Raw genomic sequence first — 19236 nt, 5'->3', positions numbered from 1 at the left:
TGCATGTCGCGTGTACATCGAGATATACATACTTGGCTCCTCACGCTTCTCGTGGAAAAAAAGCGACCGATGATATCGGGATTCTTCCCCGATATGAAGGGACGATGATGCACGATGCGTTCGGTACATATCCGAAATACACACATGCCACCCATGCCCTTTGTCATGCCCACCATTTGCGTGAGTTAAAAGGATTCATCGAACAGGGGCATACGTGGGCGATGCGCATGACCACGTTTCTGTTAGCCGCCAAGCAAGCCGTCGAAGCCCATCACGGTGCACTTTCCGAAGAAGAAGCGAGACGGTGGGAACGAGTGTATGATCGCATCCTAGAAAGAGCACAACACCGATTAGAAACGATGACGCCTCTTCCGAAAAAAGCACTCGCTTTTGTTCGACGCCTTCAAAAACGAAAGGAAGAAGCGCTGCGTTTCTTACGTGAAGTACATGTTCCCTTTGATAACAACCAAGCCGAACGCGATCTTCGCATGGTCAAAGTCAAAGAGAACATTTCGGGTACGTTTCGCGAAGAAACATTCGCGCAGTCGTTTTGCATCGCAAGAAGCATCGTTTCCACACTGACGAAACACGAAAAAAACGTGTGGGATTCGTTATGTCTTCTGTTGGCAGGCGAAACGATCGATCGAGTTCTTTCCGCTACCTAGGGCATTTTCTATGACCGAAATGCCCTATTTGTGCTGGGCTTTTTTATACACTAGCACTGGGGTGAATAGTTACCTTAAAATTGCTTTAAACGCCAAAACTACAAAAACACCTCTTGACAACGTAACTCTTAGAAAGATTATTCTCAAGTGTTTATTTTAAGATATGAAAAATGCTAGTCTATAACATCCACCATTCTATGGATTTCATCGTCATCAATTCCTCTTGGAATTATACATCCCTATTTGCAATTTAAAATTGTTATCTTAGTTTTACAAAACCATCATTATTAATAAAATCTTTTAAAGCATGCTTCCAGTTCCTCATTTTTTTAAATTTATTTAATCTTAAAGACAAATGGTCAAACACCGAATAAGCTGGCCTTGGCGCTGGTCTTGGAAAGTCCTTAGTTGTGCACGGATTTACCTTAACATCTATCCCTGCTTCTTCAAAAATAGCTTTCGCAAACTCATACCAAGAACAATGTCCCGAATTAGAAACATGATAAATGCCGTACTTTTCTGTTTGAATTATTTCTAAAATGCAATGTGCTAAATCTACTGTATACGTTGGACAACCAATTTGATCATGTACGACCATTAACTCATCTCGTTCTTGGGCCAACTTTAACATTGTTTTAACAAAATTATTTCCATGCTTTCCATAGACCCAAGAAGTTCTGACAATGAAAAACTTCGAATGTAAGTCGCGAACAAACTGTTCCCCGGCTAATTTGCTTTTACCGTATACACTAAGTGGATTCGTTGGAGCAAACTCATTGTATGGTGTAGTAGCCATGCCATCAAAGACATAATCTGTACTAATATAGACAAGTTTTGCCCCTACCGCTTCTGACGCAACTGCAACATTCCTCGTTCCATAAGCATTGATTAAAAATGCTTGATCTGGCTCAGATTCTGCTAAGTCTACTTTTGTATAGGCCGCAGCATGAATAACAACATCAGGGTTAACTTTGCCAATAATCTGTTTTACTTGTTCAAAGTTTGTTATATCTAACTCTTCTCGTCCATAACCATAAACTTCATACTCTCTATCAGCGAGTAAATGGACTAAATCGGTACCAAGTTGACCTTTTGCACCTGTCACAACCACTTTCATAGCTTGTCACCATACTGTTTTTGATAGTAGTTCATATATTCACCGGATTTAATATTTTTCCACCATTCTTGGTTGTCGATATACCATTGGATCGTTTCAACGATACCTGTTTCAAACGTATATTGGGGCTTCCAGCCAAGCTCTGTCATAATCTTCGTTGGATCAATTGCATAACGACGATCATGCCCTGGGCGATCGGCAACATATTTAATTAAATCTTTTGAAACCCCTAGTTTTTCGACGATTAGATGCACAATTTCATTATTTGTCCGTTCATTATGTCCGCCGATATTGTATACTTCCCCAGGTCTACCTTTATGAATCACTAAATCAATTGCCGCACAATGATCTTTAACATGCAGCCAATCACGAATATTTTGGCCGTCACCGTAAATCGGAAGTTCTTTCCCTTCCAGCGCATTCGTGATCATTAACGGAATGAGTTTTTCAGGGAAGTGATATGGTCCATAGTTATTAGAACATCTCGTAATGTTCACATTTAGTCCATACGTTTCATGATAAGCTCTTACAAGTAGATCCCCACCAGCTTTACTTGCCGAATAAGGGCTATTCGGTGCTAATGGTGTTTCTTCTGTAAAATATCCCGTTTCTCCAAGTGTACCGTACACTTCATCCGTTGAAATTTGCACATATTTCTTAATATTGTTGTCTTTCGCCACATCTAATAACGCTTGCGTGCCTAATACATTTGTTTTTACGAAAATATCAGGATCTATAATACTGCGGTCTACATGCGATTCAGCCGCAAAGTTCACAATAACGTCAATCTGGTGCGTTTTAACAAGATAATCCACTAGCTCACGGTTATTGATATCACCTTTCACAAATGTATAGTTCGGGTGATTTTCCACATCCTTTAAGTTTTCAAGATTACCAGCATAAGTTAATAAATCATAATTGACTACTTTATAATTTGGATATTTCTCAAGCATGTAACGGACAAAGTTGCTACCAATAAAACCTGCTCCGCCTGTAACTAAAAGATTCATTATTATCTCTCCCACTCAAAGTTGATTTCGGCATCTGCTAATAGTGGATGTTTCGTATCTTTGTCAGAAAGAATTGGATTCGTTGTCGGCCAATCAATTCCTAACGCCGGATCATTCCAAAGAATGCCACGATCATGCTCTAGAGAATAGTATTCATCCACTTTATATTGTACTTCCGTATTTTCCACTAACGTACAAAAACCATGGGCAAATCCCTTTGGTACAAGCAATTGCCGCTTATTATCCGCGCTTAAAATAAACCCTTGCCATTTGCCAAATGTCGGTGAACCTTTACGAATATCGACAACGACATCGTAGATAGCACCTCGAGTAACACGAACGAGTTTCGTTTGCGCCTTCGGATTTAACTGATAATGAAGTCCACGTATCGTTCCTGCTTGTTGTGACAACGAATGATTGTCTTGAATAAAATCAAAATCAAGCCCATATTCCGCAAAAAGCTTTTTATTGTAGCTTTCCATAAAAAAACCTCGGTGATCGCCGAACACCTTTGGTTCAATTAACAACACACCGGGCAATGAAGTCTCAAACACTTTCATAACAAGCACCCCATATTATAATATTATAAATATATTGGTTTCTTTTTCTGATTAGCAATATCTATTAAATATTGGCCATACTGATTTTTCTTTAATGGTTCAGCTAACTTTAATAATTGTTCTCTCGTAATATATCCTTTCACATAAGCAATTTCCTCAAGACAAGCAACCTTTAAGCTTTGACGTTTCTCGATTGTTTCGATAAATTGCGAAGCTTCAAGCAATGACTCATGTGTACCTGAATCTAACCAAGAAAAACCACGACCTAAAATTTCAACATGCAATTCGCCAAGTTCTAAATATGTTTTATTAACATCCGTAATTTCTAGTTCTCCACGTGCAGAAGGTTTAATACTTTTGGCAATTTCAACAACACGATTATCATAAAAATATAACCCCGTTACCGCATAATTCGACTTAGGATTTTGCGGTTTCTCTTCAATAGAGATTACTTTTCCGTTCTCATCAAACTCCACAACACCAAAACGTTCAGGGTCCTTAACATAATAGCCGAAAATCGTTGCCCCAGTTTTGCGCTCAACCGCTCTCTGCAACAACTGTGTCAAACCGTGACCGTAGAAAAGATTGTCACCTAAAATAAGCGCAACATTATCATCACCGATAAACTCTTCACCAATAATAAATGCCTGTGCCAAACCGTCTGGAGAAGGTTGCACAGCATAGGATAATGAGATTCCTAAGTCCGAACCATCCCCTAGCAATTCTTTAAAACGCGGTGTGTCACTAGGAGTAGAAATAATCAAAATATCTCGAATACCGGCTAACATCAGAACTGATAACGGATAATAGATCATTGGTTTATCATAGATAGGCAATAATTGTTTAGATACTGCTTTTGTTAAAGGATAAAGGCGAGTACCACTCCCGCCAGCTAAAATGATGCCTTTCACTATAAGCCCTCCTAATGATTTTTGTCCCAATATCCTTTATACATACTTAATTTCTAAAGGTATTTTCATATAACCCCATTTTCTAAAATCTACTTTTCCCTGCCATAAAAAACGCCTATATCAAAATATCTCTTAAACTCCTCAAGAATAGTATAATCATGGGAATGATAAACCATTGCTTCAGCAACATAAGCAATACTATATTCGACAAGTATCATTTTTGCCGCCACATTGGTATCTTTACTTAATATAGATGGTGTTGCAAAACTAGAGTAAAAACTCGAAGTTATGCATAAGGATGCAACATAACACATGCAGTACATATCGATGAAATCCATACCATCTTGGCTGTTCCAACCCGTCACTCTTTAACTCATTAAATACTCGTTCAATCTCACGACGAAGTCCAAACAGCCATTGGCCAAATCTCGTTTTCAAAAATACAGGAAGAACCCGGCCATAGGCATCTTTTCGTTCCTCGCTATTGCGGCGGTTGATAGGGGAAATGAATAGGATTCCTGATTGCTCTGCTGTTTGACGAACCTTTTCACTGTCATACGCGGCATCGCCCAATACAAATTCGATATCCCACTGCTTTAAAGAAACAAGCAATTCTGGTGCTACTGCCGCATCATTTCGATTCGCTGTGGTCAACACATGAGATAAAATGATTCCCTCGGCGGTGGTGCAGAGATGGAGTTTATATCCTTTAAACCAGTGATATCGGGTGGACACTCCCCACTTCGCCTGTGAATCGTAAAGACTGCTTCGAAGGGCCGTGCTGTCGATCAGCACGATTTGCGGATAACGTACTTCTAGATCTTTGAGCAGCTGTGCATGAAAAACAGGAAATCCTTGTTCCCGGAACCACTTCGCCGCACGGGAAAACGTAGAAAGGTGAGGGACTTCACCAAGCCCACAGGCCCGTTGAAAACAGCGAAAACACTGCAGGATGCGCACTAATTTTCGCAAGGAATCAATGGAAAAATAGGTTTTCAAAAAGAAACATTTCAACAACGATTTTTTCGACACCGGCGGTCTTCCTGTCACATACGGTGTTTCCGGCAATGATAGCGAGTCGATATACCGAAATAATGCTTCTAAAATTGGGTCAATTTCATAAGTCCATGCATGTTCGCTGTTCCAATTGGAAATCATAATAGTGTCCACCCCTTGGAGAGTTGTTTTTTTGGTCACTGTATATGATTTCCAAGGTGGTGGATTTTTTATGTGCATTTATGCATTCGTTATGCGTTTTGCAACACGTTCTATTAAAAGTTAAAATAATAACTGATACCTTGATAATCTTCACCAACTTTCTAGACTATCTTTTGGCGAAACTTAAAATTGCTCCTGAAAATCTATCAGGGAGTAATCTAAAGAGGATTTCAAAAATTACTAAAAGAGGATCATAATTAATATTTTTAATTAATTTCCACATACTCTTTACACTTAACTTTTCAAAAAATTCAATTCTATTTTCAATAAATTTTTGTATTTTTAATATTTCTTTTTGTAAATGTTCATTTTGAAAACTGGTTAATCTTTTTTGGGCATATGCAAGTTTTTCTCTTTCAAGATAAAGCTTGTTATAAATATAATCTTCTTTATTATATATTCCTTGCATTATTTTTGCGCCAATTTGATTATTCGAATGAATTCTATATCTTACCAACGGTTCTTCTATATATGCAATTTTTCCTTTACATGAAGCAAATAACGTGAGCCAATGATCATGAACATAGTATTTGTATTCAGGGAATGGTAGACTCTCTTTTGCTACATCACTTCTAATAAGCATCGCACAACCTGAAATACTGTTTCTTCTTAAAAAATACCCATATTTCTTCTCTCCGAAAACATGTTGAATTCTCTTAGAAAATCTTTTAAAACTTTTAGAAATGATAATATCATTTTCATTTATTACAGATAAATCAGAATAGCAAATTAAAGCTTCTTCTGACTTAATTTTTCTAACTAAACTAGAAATTTTATGTTCTTCCCATATATCATCCTGATCACAATAAGCGTAAAAATCTCCCGATCCAATTTTTGTTAACAACTCAAAAGTTTTATTACTCCCAAGGTTTTTTTTGTTTCGAATTATTTTATATGGAACCCTAGTTACTGTTTCTTCGACTAGCTGAATAATACTATGATAAATTTCTTCTTTTGAAAAATCATCACATATAATAAGTTCTATATTTGGATAATCTTGTTTATTAATACTTTCTAATTGTTTTCTTAAATATTCTATTTTAGGATTATAGGTGGCTAGCAGAATAGATACCAATTCCTTTTCCATCATAATATATATCCTCCCTCTAGAAATGTTGATATATCAACGTTTGTAGCCGTTTCAGGGGTGTCAAAAAAATATTTTTCGACATGGTTTCTAACATTATTTTTTAAATATGTGTATATCTTACATTGACGGGGTGCGCTTCGCGGCCACTACTGGTTAAATTTGGTTGTAGTGGGGGGAAGCGTATGGGATGCACCATGGATTTCTGCGTTGCTTATGATGACGAACCCTCCCATGTCTCCTGGCATCGTTGTGCCTACATTCCTTCGTTCGGTCTAATCATAAGGGAAAATAACCTCTATTTCCTAGAACCCGAGTTCGACAGTTTGAAGTCCATTTTAGGCAAGCACAATTTAGAAAAAGCCTTTTATATCAAGGGATTTGAGGTCGTTACACTAGGAAAATACGTTGATTTTCATAGACACACGCTTCGTAAATTTGTCCTTTTAATATCGTGTTTATGAGTTATAATGTAAGAACATATAAATCAGCGCGCCAAACTCACTTTAAAGCATCGCCAAACCTTTGTGGCTGTAGGCGTTGGATCTGCTTCTAAGAATCCTACATATCCAGCATCACTCATAGATACGCGCGTGAAGTATGCATGATCGCTCATCAACCCTTATGTATCAAGGGCTGGTGAGCAATTTGTTTGCCTAGTAAGTGTCGAACTCGGGTAGAAAAAATCATGTCCTTGTATTAATGAAAGAAACTAGATCTTATAAAACACACTATATAAATGTTAACTTTGAGTTTCAACCTTTGTATAACATTGACCCATTTGGTCATTTGGTCGACACTACTCCTAAGGAAACGAACGAAAAAGGAACAGAACCCCCTTATAAAACGATTAAAAGTAATGAATACTTATGGATTCACAGCTCGAAAGTTATGTAAAGAAGAGCGGAACATCAAAGATGCCTTTTTATGACAACGTGTGACGACCATTCGCTTGATCATGGAAGGCTACCTTGTCAAAGATGTAGTGACCATGCTAAATCTTCATCGGTCAATCCATGTCCACCTACGTGTCCTTATTCAACGAAGGATAGCTAGAGAAATTACTTGATAACCCCCTAGGAAATTCCCTTATCTCACCAAGGAACAACAAAGTGAGTGGAAATACATGATTTTACATAACACTACTACCGAATCAGGACTCGGAGCGGCTTCTAAAGATAACCGATCATTCAAACATTTCTTCGAGATAAGTATGGTTTTGCTTACTTTAAAATAAATTTCTTGTTGACACCTAATCTTCCCCTTAAACCATCATATAATCCTAATAATAAGGCATATAGACTTTTAAATTTTATTCTTGTACCTGATTTAATATTTTTGTATATTAAATATAATATAAATAAAACGGCATTACTCATAAAAATGAAATAATTTGAAACCATGCATTGTTTTTCAAAATAAACTCTGTTTCTAACACTATAGTAAACTTTTAAGGGATCCCCAGTAACAACACTTATAGCAAAATTCCCTTCCTTTTTATTCCAACTTATTTCCATATCTTCAATTATACAACTATCTAACAAAGACACTGAAATTTTGTTTTTTGCTAATCGAAAAGAGTACTCATAATCATCACAATATAAATAGAAATCTTCATTGGGTAATCCAATCTTTTCTATTATTTCTTTGGTTAACAACATTCCGCTGTATGGCAATAACTCCAATGTTTTAATTTTATTTATCGGCTTGCTTTTAAAGAAATTAAAACCAAGAAATGTATTATATTTAACAGGTTGATAATTATCATAATAGTCATTACGACTTATTCTTCTACAAAAATAAGCCTGTTTTTCTCTGTTTTCTGTTGATAAAAGTTTTATTAAAGCTCCTTTATTAATTTCTTTAATAAAATTATCATCATCTAAAAATAACACCCATTCGTTTGTATTATTTTTTTGGCTATTTTTCAATTTTAAATAGGTTTTTATTCCATAACTATACCCTTTAGCTGAACCACTATTTTCTTTTAAATTTACTAAAAAACATTTAGTAAATCTTTTGATTTTTTTATTAAGATCATAATTACAACCATTGTTAACTACGATAACTTTTTTAATTAGATCAATAGATTCTAGCGTTAACAAATTTTTTTTAATAAATTCCATCTATTCCCGTAAGTTACTGTAATAACAATAATATCAATATTAGACTCCATTTGATAAACCCGTTTCTCCTTTCTTGTAACCGACGAGCAAAATTGGTTCTTACACATATTTCTTGGGACATCGAATTACAATTAAAATTATTGTGTACTATTATTCGTTTTTTATTAGTATCCAAAAATAAATCACTGGAAATGCCATAGTTATTTACTCCATTACGTACATTATTTAAGCTATCACAAAAGAACGTAAGAACCAAATTGAACAGTTTTCGTTAAATAAGTTAGTGAACACTTTTCTGGAAATTTCAGCGTAATACCCGTCAATTGACATGGAACCTCTGCATACAGATGTTTATGAAAAAAGCGGGCAACAACAAGAGTTAATCATATGAAACGAAGCTATCAGTCAGTACGCCACTCCATGTAAAGTGCCTGTTTCTAACTGGTAAAAAATGTTCACTTTAATCAATCGAATTCTGTTCGGTTTTATGGTTCTTACGTTCTTTTGGTGAAAAATAGAGATAATGAAACGAGAAGCTAAAAAATTCTAATTTGCACACTAATTTCTCAATCAGCTTCTTCCTATCACCACGATTGCGTAAGAACCGGTTTTATTTAGCGGTCACATTCCCTTTTACTATACATATAAACTTTTATAATACCAAGAATCAGCACAGATAGCTCAGAAAGAACATACCCCATTGAACTACCCAATTCCTTTAAAGTACCAGCAAATAAACTTACAAATAATATATTAATAAATCCTGCTAAGAAAGTTGCTTTTCTTAGATATTTAGATTCTCCAAGAGGTACTAAAGTCTGTATAAATAATGAATTATTTAAAAAACTTATTAATGGGATAAAACTCATTAATAGTAAAGTAGCTTTTACGCTATTATTAAATTCTCCATGAAGAAAATAGTTAAGAATTGTATCATTAAAAATATTTAAAATCAAGATGATAATAGACCCTATCAATAGACTTAACAAAAATAATATCTTTAAAACACCCCAATTTATTTTCCTTTTCTCATTTAAAGTTTTGGCCATAAAAGGATACGTTGCCTGAAATACCGGTGTTATAATACTTTTTGTTACTTGAATTATTTTTTCACAAATTGAATAATATGCTACATATTGAGGACCTGCAAAAATTCCTAGTAGAATTGAATTTAAAATCGTATATAATGATACAGATATAGAAGATATGAATAAATCAAAACCATCCACAATCTCCTTTTTTATCAGCTTCCACTTAGGAATGATTAACTTAATTTCTTGCTTATATAATATAACCCACGAAATACATCCAGTTATCACCAAAGGAATTCCATTTATTATTGGAAGCAAATAAATATCATTTGCATTTTTAATGCATATAAAAGAAGCAAACATAGAAAAAATCCGAGCAACTAAATTTAATAAAGTGGGAATTTTTAGTTGTTCTAATCCTTGGAATAGCCAAAAAGGAGTTAAAATTAAACCAAATAAATATAAAAACATTTCTAACAATAAATTATTGGGTAGTCTAAATAAATTATTAATAATCTCACTAAATAAAACTACTATACAAAAAGCAGTAGTAAAAAACAAAAATTTTATAAACATTACACTGGTAAAAAGCTCTGCTATTTTTTCCTTATTCCTCTTCCAAATTGCCACTTTTTTTGTTGCAGATAAATTAAATCCATAGTCTATCAATATATTAAGGTATTGAATAATATTAAGAGATAACATCCAAATACCAAAAATAGTTGTCCCAAGTGTATGAGTTAGATATGGAAACAAAAATAAGGGGATAATATAATTAAAAATTTGTAAAGAACTCAAAAGAGTAGTATTCGTAATTATTCTTTTGACATCCTCTTTTATTATCATCTTAAATAACCTCTGAACTTGTATTTAAAACACAGTTAACCATATGATCGACTATTTGTTTCCATGAGTGTCTTTGAATTAACAACTGACGTTCAGTATCATTTTTTAATTCTTCCTCATGAAATTTTTTTGCCTTTTCTAGAGCAGCTAACCATTCTTCAACTGTATTAGCGATATATACACCTTTTACTTTACTAACTGAATCTGCTGGAGGAACTTGAGTCATTATAATAGGTTTATTGGCTGCAAGGTACTCATAAAATTTAAGTGGGCTCATAGATTTTGTAAAGTTGTTAATCACATGTGGAATTATACATACATCAAAATTATTAATTACAGATGGTATCTCTTCAAAAGAAACAGGTCCAACAAAATGTACGTTATTAAGTTTTTGCAATTGATCAAGAGTATGATTATTACTATCTAATACTGGTCCGACTAACTTATATTCTATCTCAGGAGTTTTTATTGCTATTTCTCTTAATAAATCAAAATTAACTCGACTTTCAATAACACCTACGTAACCACAAATAGTTTTTTTATTTTTTTCTTTAATTCGATGAAATTTACCAAATCTTTCTATATCAACACCATTTTCGATATGGTATTTTTTAACATAGGGGTTTTTATATAAAATTTCCAAATTAGCTTTTGATACTGAAAAAATAATATCAACATTTTGATCAACTTCTTTATATCTTTCTTTATTTTTTTCTTTTTGTTTGTGAGTATAAGCTCCATGTTCAGTTAAATTATCGATTGTATCAAAAATTTTAATACAGTTTAATCCTTTGTTATTTAACTCTTTAAAAATATATGATCTTGTTAAATCAGATGACCAAACCCAAGTATTTTTTGAATTCAAATCAATTTCTAATAATCTCGATATTTTGTTTATAATAAACATCAAGTATTTTTGAAATAGTAAATAGTTTTCTAATTCATTGTCACCTTTATTTAAAAAATACCAAGGAAGTTCTAAAGAAAAAATGTTTTCAGTGATTTTAAAAAGTTTGCTTCCAAAATATTCATAAATAAGAGTTTTATTGGGTAATATTTCGCTTTTTATTTCCATTCCTGTTGTTTTTTTTAAAACAACAGATTTGAAATTTCTTGCTCGATTAACTATTAATATCTTATTGATATCCGATCTTTCAGAAAGATTTTTAAGTATATTACTCTCACGAACTCTAAATCCTTCTTTCCTATAATTATGAATATCTCTCCATGGTAAAAATATTATATTAATCATTCTACAATTCAACTCACTATCTACAATGAATTTTTTGTTTATTATTATTGTATCCAATAATCAACCAGAACATAAACGAAGGTAAATACCATGAGGAAATATCAAAAGTAAGTGAAGCAAATAACATTGCTATCAGTATATACATATATACAACATTTGATTTATAACTAAAATATAATGCTCTTATTACTAATATTGATGAAATTACCATATTTACTGTCCCTAATTCAATTAACATAGAAATAAAAGAATTATCTATTACAGGAAAGTTATCAGATGGCACATATATACTTGCAAAATTATTTCCTAAACCATAACCAATTCCTGTAATATAAGATAAATCATTATTTAAATACCTTTCTAATGCCCAAGAAAACATTAGCTTTCTATGAATTACAGAAAAATCATTACTATAGTTTAATAAACTATTAAATCTATTAATAACTGAAGATTGTTCGTGCATATTAAAATAAATGAATATAATTACAAATATAATTATATTAAACGTCATTGTAATTTTTGATTTTGCGTTTGAAACAATAAAATATATTATTAAGGATAAAAAAATCCCTAACCATGTTCCCCTTGAAAAAGTATGAATAATTACATATAGTGTTAAGATAAAAGTCAACAAAAAAATCTTATTTTTCGTTTGTTTATAATAATTGATAGATAAAAAGAACAAGGGAATACAAACAAATGCCAATATTATTGGATGCCCAAGAGTACCAGCTATCCTTTTATCTCCTTCTGTTGTATAAAATGTTTTATAAGCATGTAAATCATTAACTGCGAATTGTGTTAAATCAATATCAAACATATTTATTACTAACGCACTTAAAACTTGAATACTAATAATAATTAGCAATAAATGACTAATTGATGATGAATTAGTTTTTCCAAACTTAATCTCCTCTTTATTATGGGCAAACATTATTCCTGCTAATAAAGGAAATAACATAAATAATATTTGATTTATAAAACTTGCATAATTACCATTTATCAATACGTTCAATAATGAGAACAAAAATATTAGAGCAATAATTATACTTAAAGAGTAATTTTTAACAATTTGATATTTTGAACCCGCCAACTTAATGTAACTTAAAATAAAAAAAATGATTATGAGCGCTAATAAATAATACTTCACCTTGCTAAAGAAATCTATTTGCCTTATAAAAGGAAGTTGAAGTACAATCATTATAATACCAATTAATATAATCTGAAGTTTATTTAAAAAAATATAGATATTCTTTTTCAATTCCTATTCCCCTCTTTTATTAAATATTTAATCTACCTTAATCTCATATTAATCTTAGTTTATTAGGGGATGTTGTTCGATGAAAAAAGTTTGAATACAATTCATACCTTGTACCTTCATTAATGGGTAACATTTTAGCAATTAATCTTTCCGCGCCACCAGCAACCAATCCGTTGTTAGTAGTTTTCCTTCCATTGTTGATACCTCATTATAAACTCATTATAATATTTCGAATCCTTTGACCAAGGCCCTATCAAAATATAATTTTTATATAAACTATAGTCCACTCTATAAACTTTTTTACTTTCTTCAAAATAGTTTAAACTAGCGAATTTTATTGTTTTATTCCAAAAGTTATTTCTAATAAATTCACATACCTGCTTTGCAGTATTTCCTGTATCTACAGAATCATCTACTACTAAAACATTTTCCGCTCCTTCAAGTTTATCTTTTCCTTTCTCTAGATAAACTCTTCGATCTGAATTTTTACTATGAACTCCTAATTGTAGCTCTCTTTTTCTTAAATAAATTTTTACACCTTTAGGAATTAGCTTTAAAATGGGACTAACTAGATTTTTGAATGTATTTCCTTCTCTCGTAGCATGTATTTCAATTAGTGGAACATTAAAATATTTACTGATTACATCTCCAATTATATAAGAACCTTTAGCTATGAAAACAACTACATCTGGCCTAAAATCCTGACTTATTTTCTGTGCCAGCTGCTTGCTCACTTCTTCTGTATCTTTTATTGATAATTCTAAATATCTCATTAAATTGACCCTTTCTTATTAATCTAATTATCCTAACAAATTTTGTTACCTGATGGGATATTTGGATACAATTTTTTTTTACATAACTCGCATATTTCAAAGACTCAAGAAAATCATTTTTATCAACAAATTCTTCCATCTCATTATAGTTTCTACCTAACTCAAAAAACGTATGTGCATCACTACCGATACTTTGTACCTTTTTATACTTGGTGGCAATCTCCAATTGTTTATGTGAAAAATAATCTTTTATGTTTCGTCCATTATGCACTTCAATTATATCTATTAAATCTAAATTTTTAGCTATTTCTTCCTCAGGTAAAACAGTTTTATATCTTTTTTCATCATAGGGATGTGGGATATAAACCAACCCACCTTGTTTTTTTATTTCAAGCATTGTCTCTCTTGGCGATTTACCAGGAGCTATTTTTTCTTTCAAAAATAAACCTATGATTTCTCCTTTACTCGAAAAAATTTCTTCACCAACTATAACTCTTATTCCAAATCGTTCTAAAAACTTTTTAAATTTTATTGCCCCTTCTATTTCATTATGATCCGTAATACCTACTACTTTAATTCGTTTTAGCTTTAACATTATTAAATAAAACCACTTATTTAGTAGACTGTCATGTGAATATTGAGTGTGAGTATGAAGTTCCACTCTAATTTTCATCTAATAATACACCCTTAAAAAATTATTATTTATTCTTTCTATTGTTACAAGCAGAATTTACATTTTAGGTAATAAACTTAATTTCTCACATAAGTTAATAAGCACCTTTTTTAAGCAAGACCATCCAAACAGTCTTTAAAATTATTTTTATATCTAAAAGCAATGACTGATTATATACATAGTAAAGTTCCAAGTTTACTCTTTCAGGATATCCTATTTCACTTCTACCACTTACTTGCCAATATCCAGTAAGGCCAGGCTTCACAGATAAGAACTCGCCTACCTTAACTCCATATTCTTTTAATTCTTCTTGGACAACTGGCCTCGGCCCTACTAAACTCATTTCCCCTTTTAACACGTTAATCAGTTGGGGAATTTCATCAAGACTCGTTTTGCGTAAGAAGCGTCCTAAATTTGTAATTCTTGGATCTTCGTGCGGTTCTAACTTATAATTGTTTCTTACATATTTTTCATACAGTTCTTTATCTGCTTTCAGTTTTTCCTCTGCATTGACAATCATCGAGCGAAATTTATAAATATGAAATCTTTTTCCGTTTTTTCCTACACGAACTTGTTTGAAGAAAATTGGGCCTTTCGATTCACCGAATAAGTAGAAGATGCTGATAATCAAAAAAAGTGGACTTGTTAAAACAAGTCCAATGATTGCTCCGACAATGTCGATTGTTCTTTTCGTAATAGCGTATAGTTTAGATGTATCTTCTAAACTTTGAAAGAAAGTGTATTCTACTCTTTGATTAGAAACAACCGCATCCTGTGCGGTATTCGACTTTGCCAACTCCCCGGTCCTCCTTTTATTTCTCTTCTACTTTCAGATCATTTAATAGTTTTTCCATGAATTGAATAAGGTCTTCTCTTAATTCATCATGCTGCAACGCAAACTCAATCGTCGTCTTAATAAACCCGATCTTTTCTCCGACATCGTAGCGCTTGCCCTCAAATTCGTAAGCAAACACGCGCTGGATTTCATTGAGCTTTTGAATCGCGTCGGTGAGCTGGATTTCGCCGCCGGCGCCGGCTTCTTGTTTTTCAAGGAATAAAAAGATTTCTGGTGTAAGTATGTATCTTCCCATAATTGCTAAGTTGGATGGCGCGGTGCCTGGTGCTGGTTTTTCGACGAATTGGCGGACTTGGTAGCGGCGTCCGTGTTGTTCAATTGGATCGATGATGCCGTAACGGTGCGTTTCGTTATCAGGCACTCTTTTGACACCAATAACGGAACTGAGAGTTTGTTCATATTGGTCAATTAATTGTTTTAAGCATGGTGTTTCCGCTTGGACGATGTCGTCACCAAGCAGAACGGCAAACGGTTCGTCGCCGATAAAGTTGCGCGCACACCAAACGGCATGGCCAAGTCCTTTCGGTTCTTTTTGGCGAATGTAGTGAATGTCGACTTTCGATGGTTCTTTTACTTTTTCGAGTAAGTCGTATTTGCCTTTTTGAATTAAGTTTTGTTCAAGCTCAAAAGCGTTGTCGAAATGGTCCTCGATCGCGCGTTTTCCTTTCCCTGTAACGATAATAATATCTTCAATGCCAGAGGCAATCGCTTCTTCGACGATGTATTGAATCGTTGGCTTGTCAACAATCGGCAGCATTTCCTTAGGCATCGCTTTCGTCGCTGGCAAAAATCTTGTGCCGAGCCCCGCCGCCGGGATGATCGCTTTGCGTACTTTTTTCATCCTATTTCGCGCAGGAGACTCCCACTTCAACGACCAAAGGGAGTAAGTGGGAGAGGAATGCGCGTTCCCCCCTTTCTTTTGTGTATGATATAATAAAGGCGTGGAGAAAACCGTTCAATAAAGGCACTCCAATCACGGCTACTCGATGTATGGAGTTGGTTACAGGAAACGTTGTAACCGTAAAACATCGAGCGTAGGTCCGTCTGTTGTGTGTGGAAGCCAAGTACTGCCAACAGACACACCGAGAGAATCGGTAACGATGCAGGCATGACCTGCGTCGTTGGGTAGTCGTCAACCTGCCCCCTGATGCAACCCCAAGTCAAGGAAGGAGGACGAAGTCCGTTTGCACTTCTGGGGAGTTGCAAGCCCCCACTTCAAGCGTTAGCGAAGTGGGGGTAGTTGACGTGGTACGTAACCCCCTATGTATAGTTGGCCCCTATGCCCCCGCGTATCGGTGCGTAGCTGCGCCGATGCGCCGATGCATATGGGCATAAAAAACAGCCCCTTTTCGGGACTTAGTTTGGCATTTTTGATTTCAGATTCAAGATTTCTTTTTCATGATCGATCAGTTTGTCAAACATCACATCGGATCGGCGCTGCAAGTACGAGACGGTGACATCGACGGATTTTCTTATGCTGGTGACATCGTTTAAAATGAGGGATTGATTGTGTTTGGAAATGCGCAGCTCTTCGAGGATTCGCTCTTGCATCTGCTTCATGCCGGCCATCTCGTGTTCTAGTGTTTGTTGGCCTTGTTGCAGATGGGTGATGTCTTTTTGGATTTGAGAGACCGTCGTTTCCAATGTCCGTTGGCCTTCTTGGAGCTGGACGATCTCACGCTGCAATGCATTCTGGCCTTCTTGCAACTGGACAATGTCTTTTTGAATTTGAGAGACCGTCGTTTCCAATGTCCGTTGGCCTTCTTGCAGTTGGGCGACATCACGCTGCAACGCCTTCTGCCCTTCTTGGAGCTGGGCAACGTCCTTTTGAATTTGGGAAACCGTGGTTTCTAATGTCTGTTGGCCTTGTTGCAGATGGGTGACATCCTTCTGAAGTTGTGATACGTCTTGCTGCAGCTGCGATACGTCTTGACGAATGTGTCCGACTGTTCCTTCCAACCGCTCAAGCCTGTCGTGGACTGGTTTCAGTTCTTCTTGCAAGACGGAACGAAGCAATTCTTTCAGCTCTTGGCTCATGGCTTCACCTCCTTGACGCCATTATAGCATGGCGCGGCAGGGAAACGTTACAACGTGTATTCTCCTTGTCCGGAGTCATTCAGTGGAATGCGTTGATGAGGAACTGCATGCCCCAATTCGAGGTTATTCATCCTCTCCATCCTCTTCCCCGATCTGGAATGCATACGTCTCTTCATTCAACTGCCAAATGACTTCATTGAACGTTTCCGCCGGAAAGCCGTTTTCGGTCGGAATGAGCGGCGTGATGATCGTGTCTTGGCCTTGCATGCGGAACTGGTACGCCCTCACCTTTTTCGGATCAATCGCGTCCTCATCGACATAGCCATACGTTTTCATCAACTGTTCTCTCTTTGGATGCTGGTGAAGTTTGATCAAATTGTTCACCTGTTGGAACAAAATATCGCTATGGGTGGTCAACCACACCGGCATGCCTCGGTTGGCCAACTTGACAAGCGCTGTCGCTAATATGCGCTGGACGCGTGGATGCAGATGCGCTTCTGCCTCTTCAAAAAAGAGTGAACGGTACGTTGCTTTTGATTTTAAAAACAAAATGAGCGGCGACAGTTCAGTTACAAGCGACGATGTGACGTATAACGGCAAGCGCTCTTGTTTGCCTTGTGGGCAATAGTAGAACGATGGAATCGGTCCTTTTTCTTGGTCCATGGTTCCGTTGGCAATCTCGGTTTCAATAAATCGTCCGATGTCCGCATATTTCGACTGTCCGCTTTCCTCCAAACGCAACAACGCTTGCAAGAATCGATAGACAGGCAACGTGAAGTCAAGGGATGGTTCCTCATGTTCTTCGTTGATCATCCGTTCCATCATCTCTTGCACCAGCGCCTTGTAAGACAACATGAACCCTGTTCTCGAAGCGGGCAAATACAGCGCTTCGCCAATGGCCCGCCCTTGGATGCCGCCTTGTCTGGATGGTGGGTAAAACGGCGATGTAAGTCCATCCATCAGCAAATTCCACGTAATGTATTGAGCCATGCGATACCGCTCTGTCGCTTGTCCCTTGCTTCGATCCGTATACGGGATGCGAATATAGTGTTTCCCCGTCGAAAAACGAGCGCCTTGGAGCGAATCTTTCTTTTCAAAGATGATTCGCAGCGGTTCAGAACGGCGGTACCGCTCGATGCTTAACGAACCGATCGGGATTTTGCGCCGAAAAATCGTTCGAACCAACTCGCTTTTTTTGTTTCTGAGAACATCATTAAACCATTGGACAAACAGTTGCGCTTCACGGTCTTGGATGAGGCAGTCATCGCCGATAGACGATTCAAGAAAGCGATCGATTTCCTTGTACGTGGACGTGTTCGGAGGGTCTTTTGGAAACAGCTTGCGCCCCTCGGACAACACCCCCCAAAGAAGCGACATCAGATAGCTTTTCCCACTGTTGTTGTCGCCGACAAACAACATCAACGGGGCAATATCGATTTCCCCCTGTTTGATCTTTCCAAATCGCTCAACCTTTAACGCCCAAGTTTGTTCCATGCGCGTATCGCCTCTTTTCACAGATTACGGATCCTCTATCTTTCTATTATAAACGATACGCCTGACTCATAATCACTGAATTAGATAAAAACGAGTGAAAAATCGGGCATCTAACCCGCCCTCACACCACACCCTCGACGACGGGCGTCTAAGGTGGTAGGACCGTCATCGTCCCCACCCACGGCATGGCCGAGTGCCTCCGTTGATAACGGTAAGGAGACATCACCGAAAATGAGTTGAAAACAAGAACGGAGCGGCCCGTCTTTAAGACAAGCAAATCATTTATGCGAAGCTCTTGCCGCATAAGTCAAATGATCTT

At 35.8% G+C, this 19236-nt stretch carries 16 protein-coding genes and 1 pseudogene; 1 reads left to right on the top strand and 16 read right to left on the bottom strand.

Features of this window, described 5'->3' with window-relative positions:
* A pseudogene (locus tag ETC02_RS01885) lies at nt 1–665 on the top strand (IS66-like element ISGst1 family transposase); the annotation flags it as partial.
* A 259-nt stretch (nt 666–924) separates the two neighbouring features.
* On the opposite strand, the gene rfbD reads toward ETC02_RS01885, so the two are convergent.
* The 16 genes from rfbD to ETC02_RS01805 form a co-directional block, all read right to left on the bottom strand.
* A complete protein-coding gene (gene rfbD / locus ETC02_RS01880; protein ID WP_171698006.1) occupies nt 925–1782 on the bottom strand; it encodes a dTDP-4-dehydrorhamnose reductase in 858 nt (285 codons plus the stop codon).
* Complete coding sequence (gene rfbB / locus ETC02_RS01875) at nt 1779–2792, bottom strand: dTDP-glucose 4,6-dehydratase (protein WP_171698005.1); 1014 nt, start codon at nt 2790–2792, stop codon at nt 1779–1781. Before rfbB ends, rfbD begins: the two co-directional genes overlap by 4 nt.
* A 2-nt stretch (nt 2793–2794) precedes the next feature.
* Entirely contained in the window at nt 2795–3352 is a 558-nt protein-coding gene (gene rfbC / locus ETC02_RS01870) for a dTDP-4-dehydrorhamnose 3,5-epimerase (RefSeq protein WP_171698004.1), read from the bottom strand.
* A gap of 23 nt (nt 3353–3375) precedes the next feature.
* Nucleotides 3376–4263: a glucose-1-phosphate thymidylyltransferase RfbA gene (rfbA, locus tag ETC02_RS01865; RefSeq protein WP_171698003.1), complete on the bottom strand. Its 888-nt coding sequence runs from the start codon at nt 4261–4263 to the stop codon at nt 3376–3378.
* Between the two features lie 267 nt (nt 4264–4530).
* Nucleotides 4531–5421: a transposase gene (locus tag ETC02_RS01860; protein WP_171698002.1), complete on the bottom strand. Its 891-nt coding sequence runs from the start codon at nt 5419–5421 to the stop codon at nt 4531–4533.
* A 166-nt stretch (nt 5422–5587) separates the two neighbouring features.
* Complete coding sequence (locus tag ETC02_RS01855; RefSeq protein WP_171698001.1) at nt 5588–6571, bottom strand: glycosyltransferase family 2 protein; 984 nt, start codon at nt 6569–6571, stop codon at nt 5588–5590.
* A gap of 1220 nt (nt 6572–7791) precedes the next feature.
* On the bottom strand, nt 7792–8694 hold the full coding sequence (locus tag ETC02_RS01850; RefSeq protein ID WP_171698000.1) for a glycosyltransferase family protein: 903 nt from the start codon (nt 8692–8694) through the stop codon (nt 7792–7794).
* A 614-nt stretch (nt 8695–9308) separates the two neighbouring features.
* Nucleotides 9309–10571 (bottom strand): oligosaccharide flippase family protein, encoded by a 1263-nt coding sequence (locus ETC02_RS01845; RefSeq protein WP_171697999.1) that lies wholly within the window; start codon nt 10569–10571, stop codon nt 9309–9311.
* 1 nt (nt 10572) lies between these two features.
* A complete protein-coding gene (locus ETC02_RS01840) occupies nt 10573–11823 on the bottom strand; it encodes a glycosyltransferase (protein ID WP_171697998.1) in 1251 nt (416 codons plus the stop codon).
* A 16-nt stretch (nt 11824–11839) separates the two neighbouring features.
* Entirely contained in the window at nt 11840–13084 is a 1245-nt protein-coding gene (locus tag ETC02_RS01835; protein WP_171697997.1) for an O-antigen ligase family protein, read from the bottom strand.
* Nucleotides 13085–13260: 176 nt separating this feature from the next.
* A complete protein-coding gene (locus ETC02_RS01830; protein WP_371810004.1) occupies nt 13261–13818 on the bottom strand; it encodes a phosphoribosyltransferase in 558 nt (185 codons plus the stop codon).
* Nucleotides 13778–14530 (bottom strand): PHP domain-containing protein, encoded by a 753-nt coding sequence (locus ETC02_RS01825; RefSeq protein ID WP_171697995.1) that lies wholly within the window; start codon nt 14528–14530, stop codon nt 13778–13780. The genes ETC02_RS01830 and ETC02_RS01825 overlap by 41 nt, the downstream gene beginning before the upstream one ends.
* Nucleotides 14531–14624: 94 nt before the next feature.
* A complete protein-coding gene (locus ETC02_RS01820) occupies nt 14625–15227 on the bottom strand; it encodes a sugar transferase (RefSeq protein WP_371810008.1) in 603 nt (200 codons plus the stop codon).
* 115 nt (nt 15228–15342) lie between these two features.
* Complete coding sequence (gene galU, locus ETC02_RS01815) at nt 15343–16227, bottom strand: UTP--glucose-1-phosphate uridylyltransferase GalU (RefSeq protein ID WP_171698008.1); 885 nt, start codon at nt 16225–16227, stop codon at nt 15343–15345.
* A gap of 515 nt (nt 16228–16742) precedes the next feature.
* Nucleotides 16743–17423, bottom strand: a complete 681-nt coding sequence (locus ETC02_RS01810; RefSeq protein WP_171697993.1) for a hypothetical protein — start codon at nt 17421–17423, stop codon at nt 16743–16745.
* Between the two features lie 123 nt (nt 17424–17546).
* Nucleotides 17547–18917 (bottom strand): AAA family ATPase, encoded by a 1371-nt coding sequence (locus tag ETC02_RS01805; RefSeq protein WP_020756702.1) that lies wholly within the window; start codon nt 18915–18917, stop codon nt 17547–17549.
* Between the last annotated feature and the right edge of the window lie 319 nt (nt 18918–19236).

It is taken from the genome of Geobacillus sp. DSP4a (assembly GCF_013096875.1).
GTDB classification, from domain to species: Bacteria; Bacillota; Bacilli; order Bacillales; family Anoxybacillaceae; genus Geobacillus; species Geobacillus thermophilus.
The sequence above is the reverse complement of the archived record's forward strand: the minus strand, read 5'-3'. Positions and strand labels throughout refer to the sequence as shown.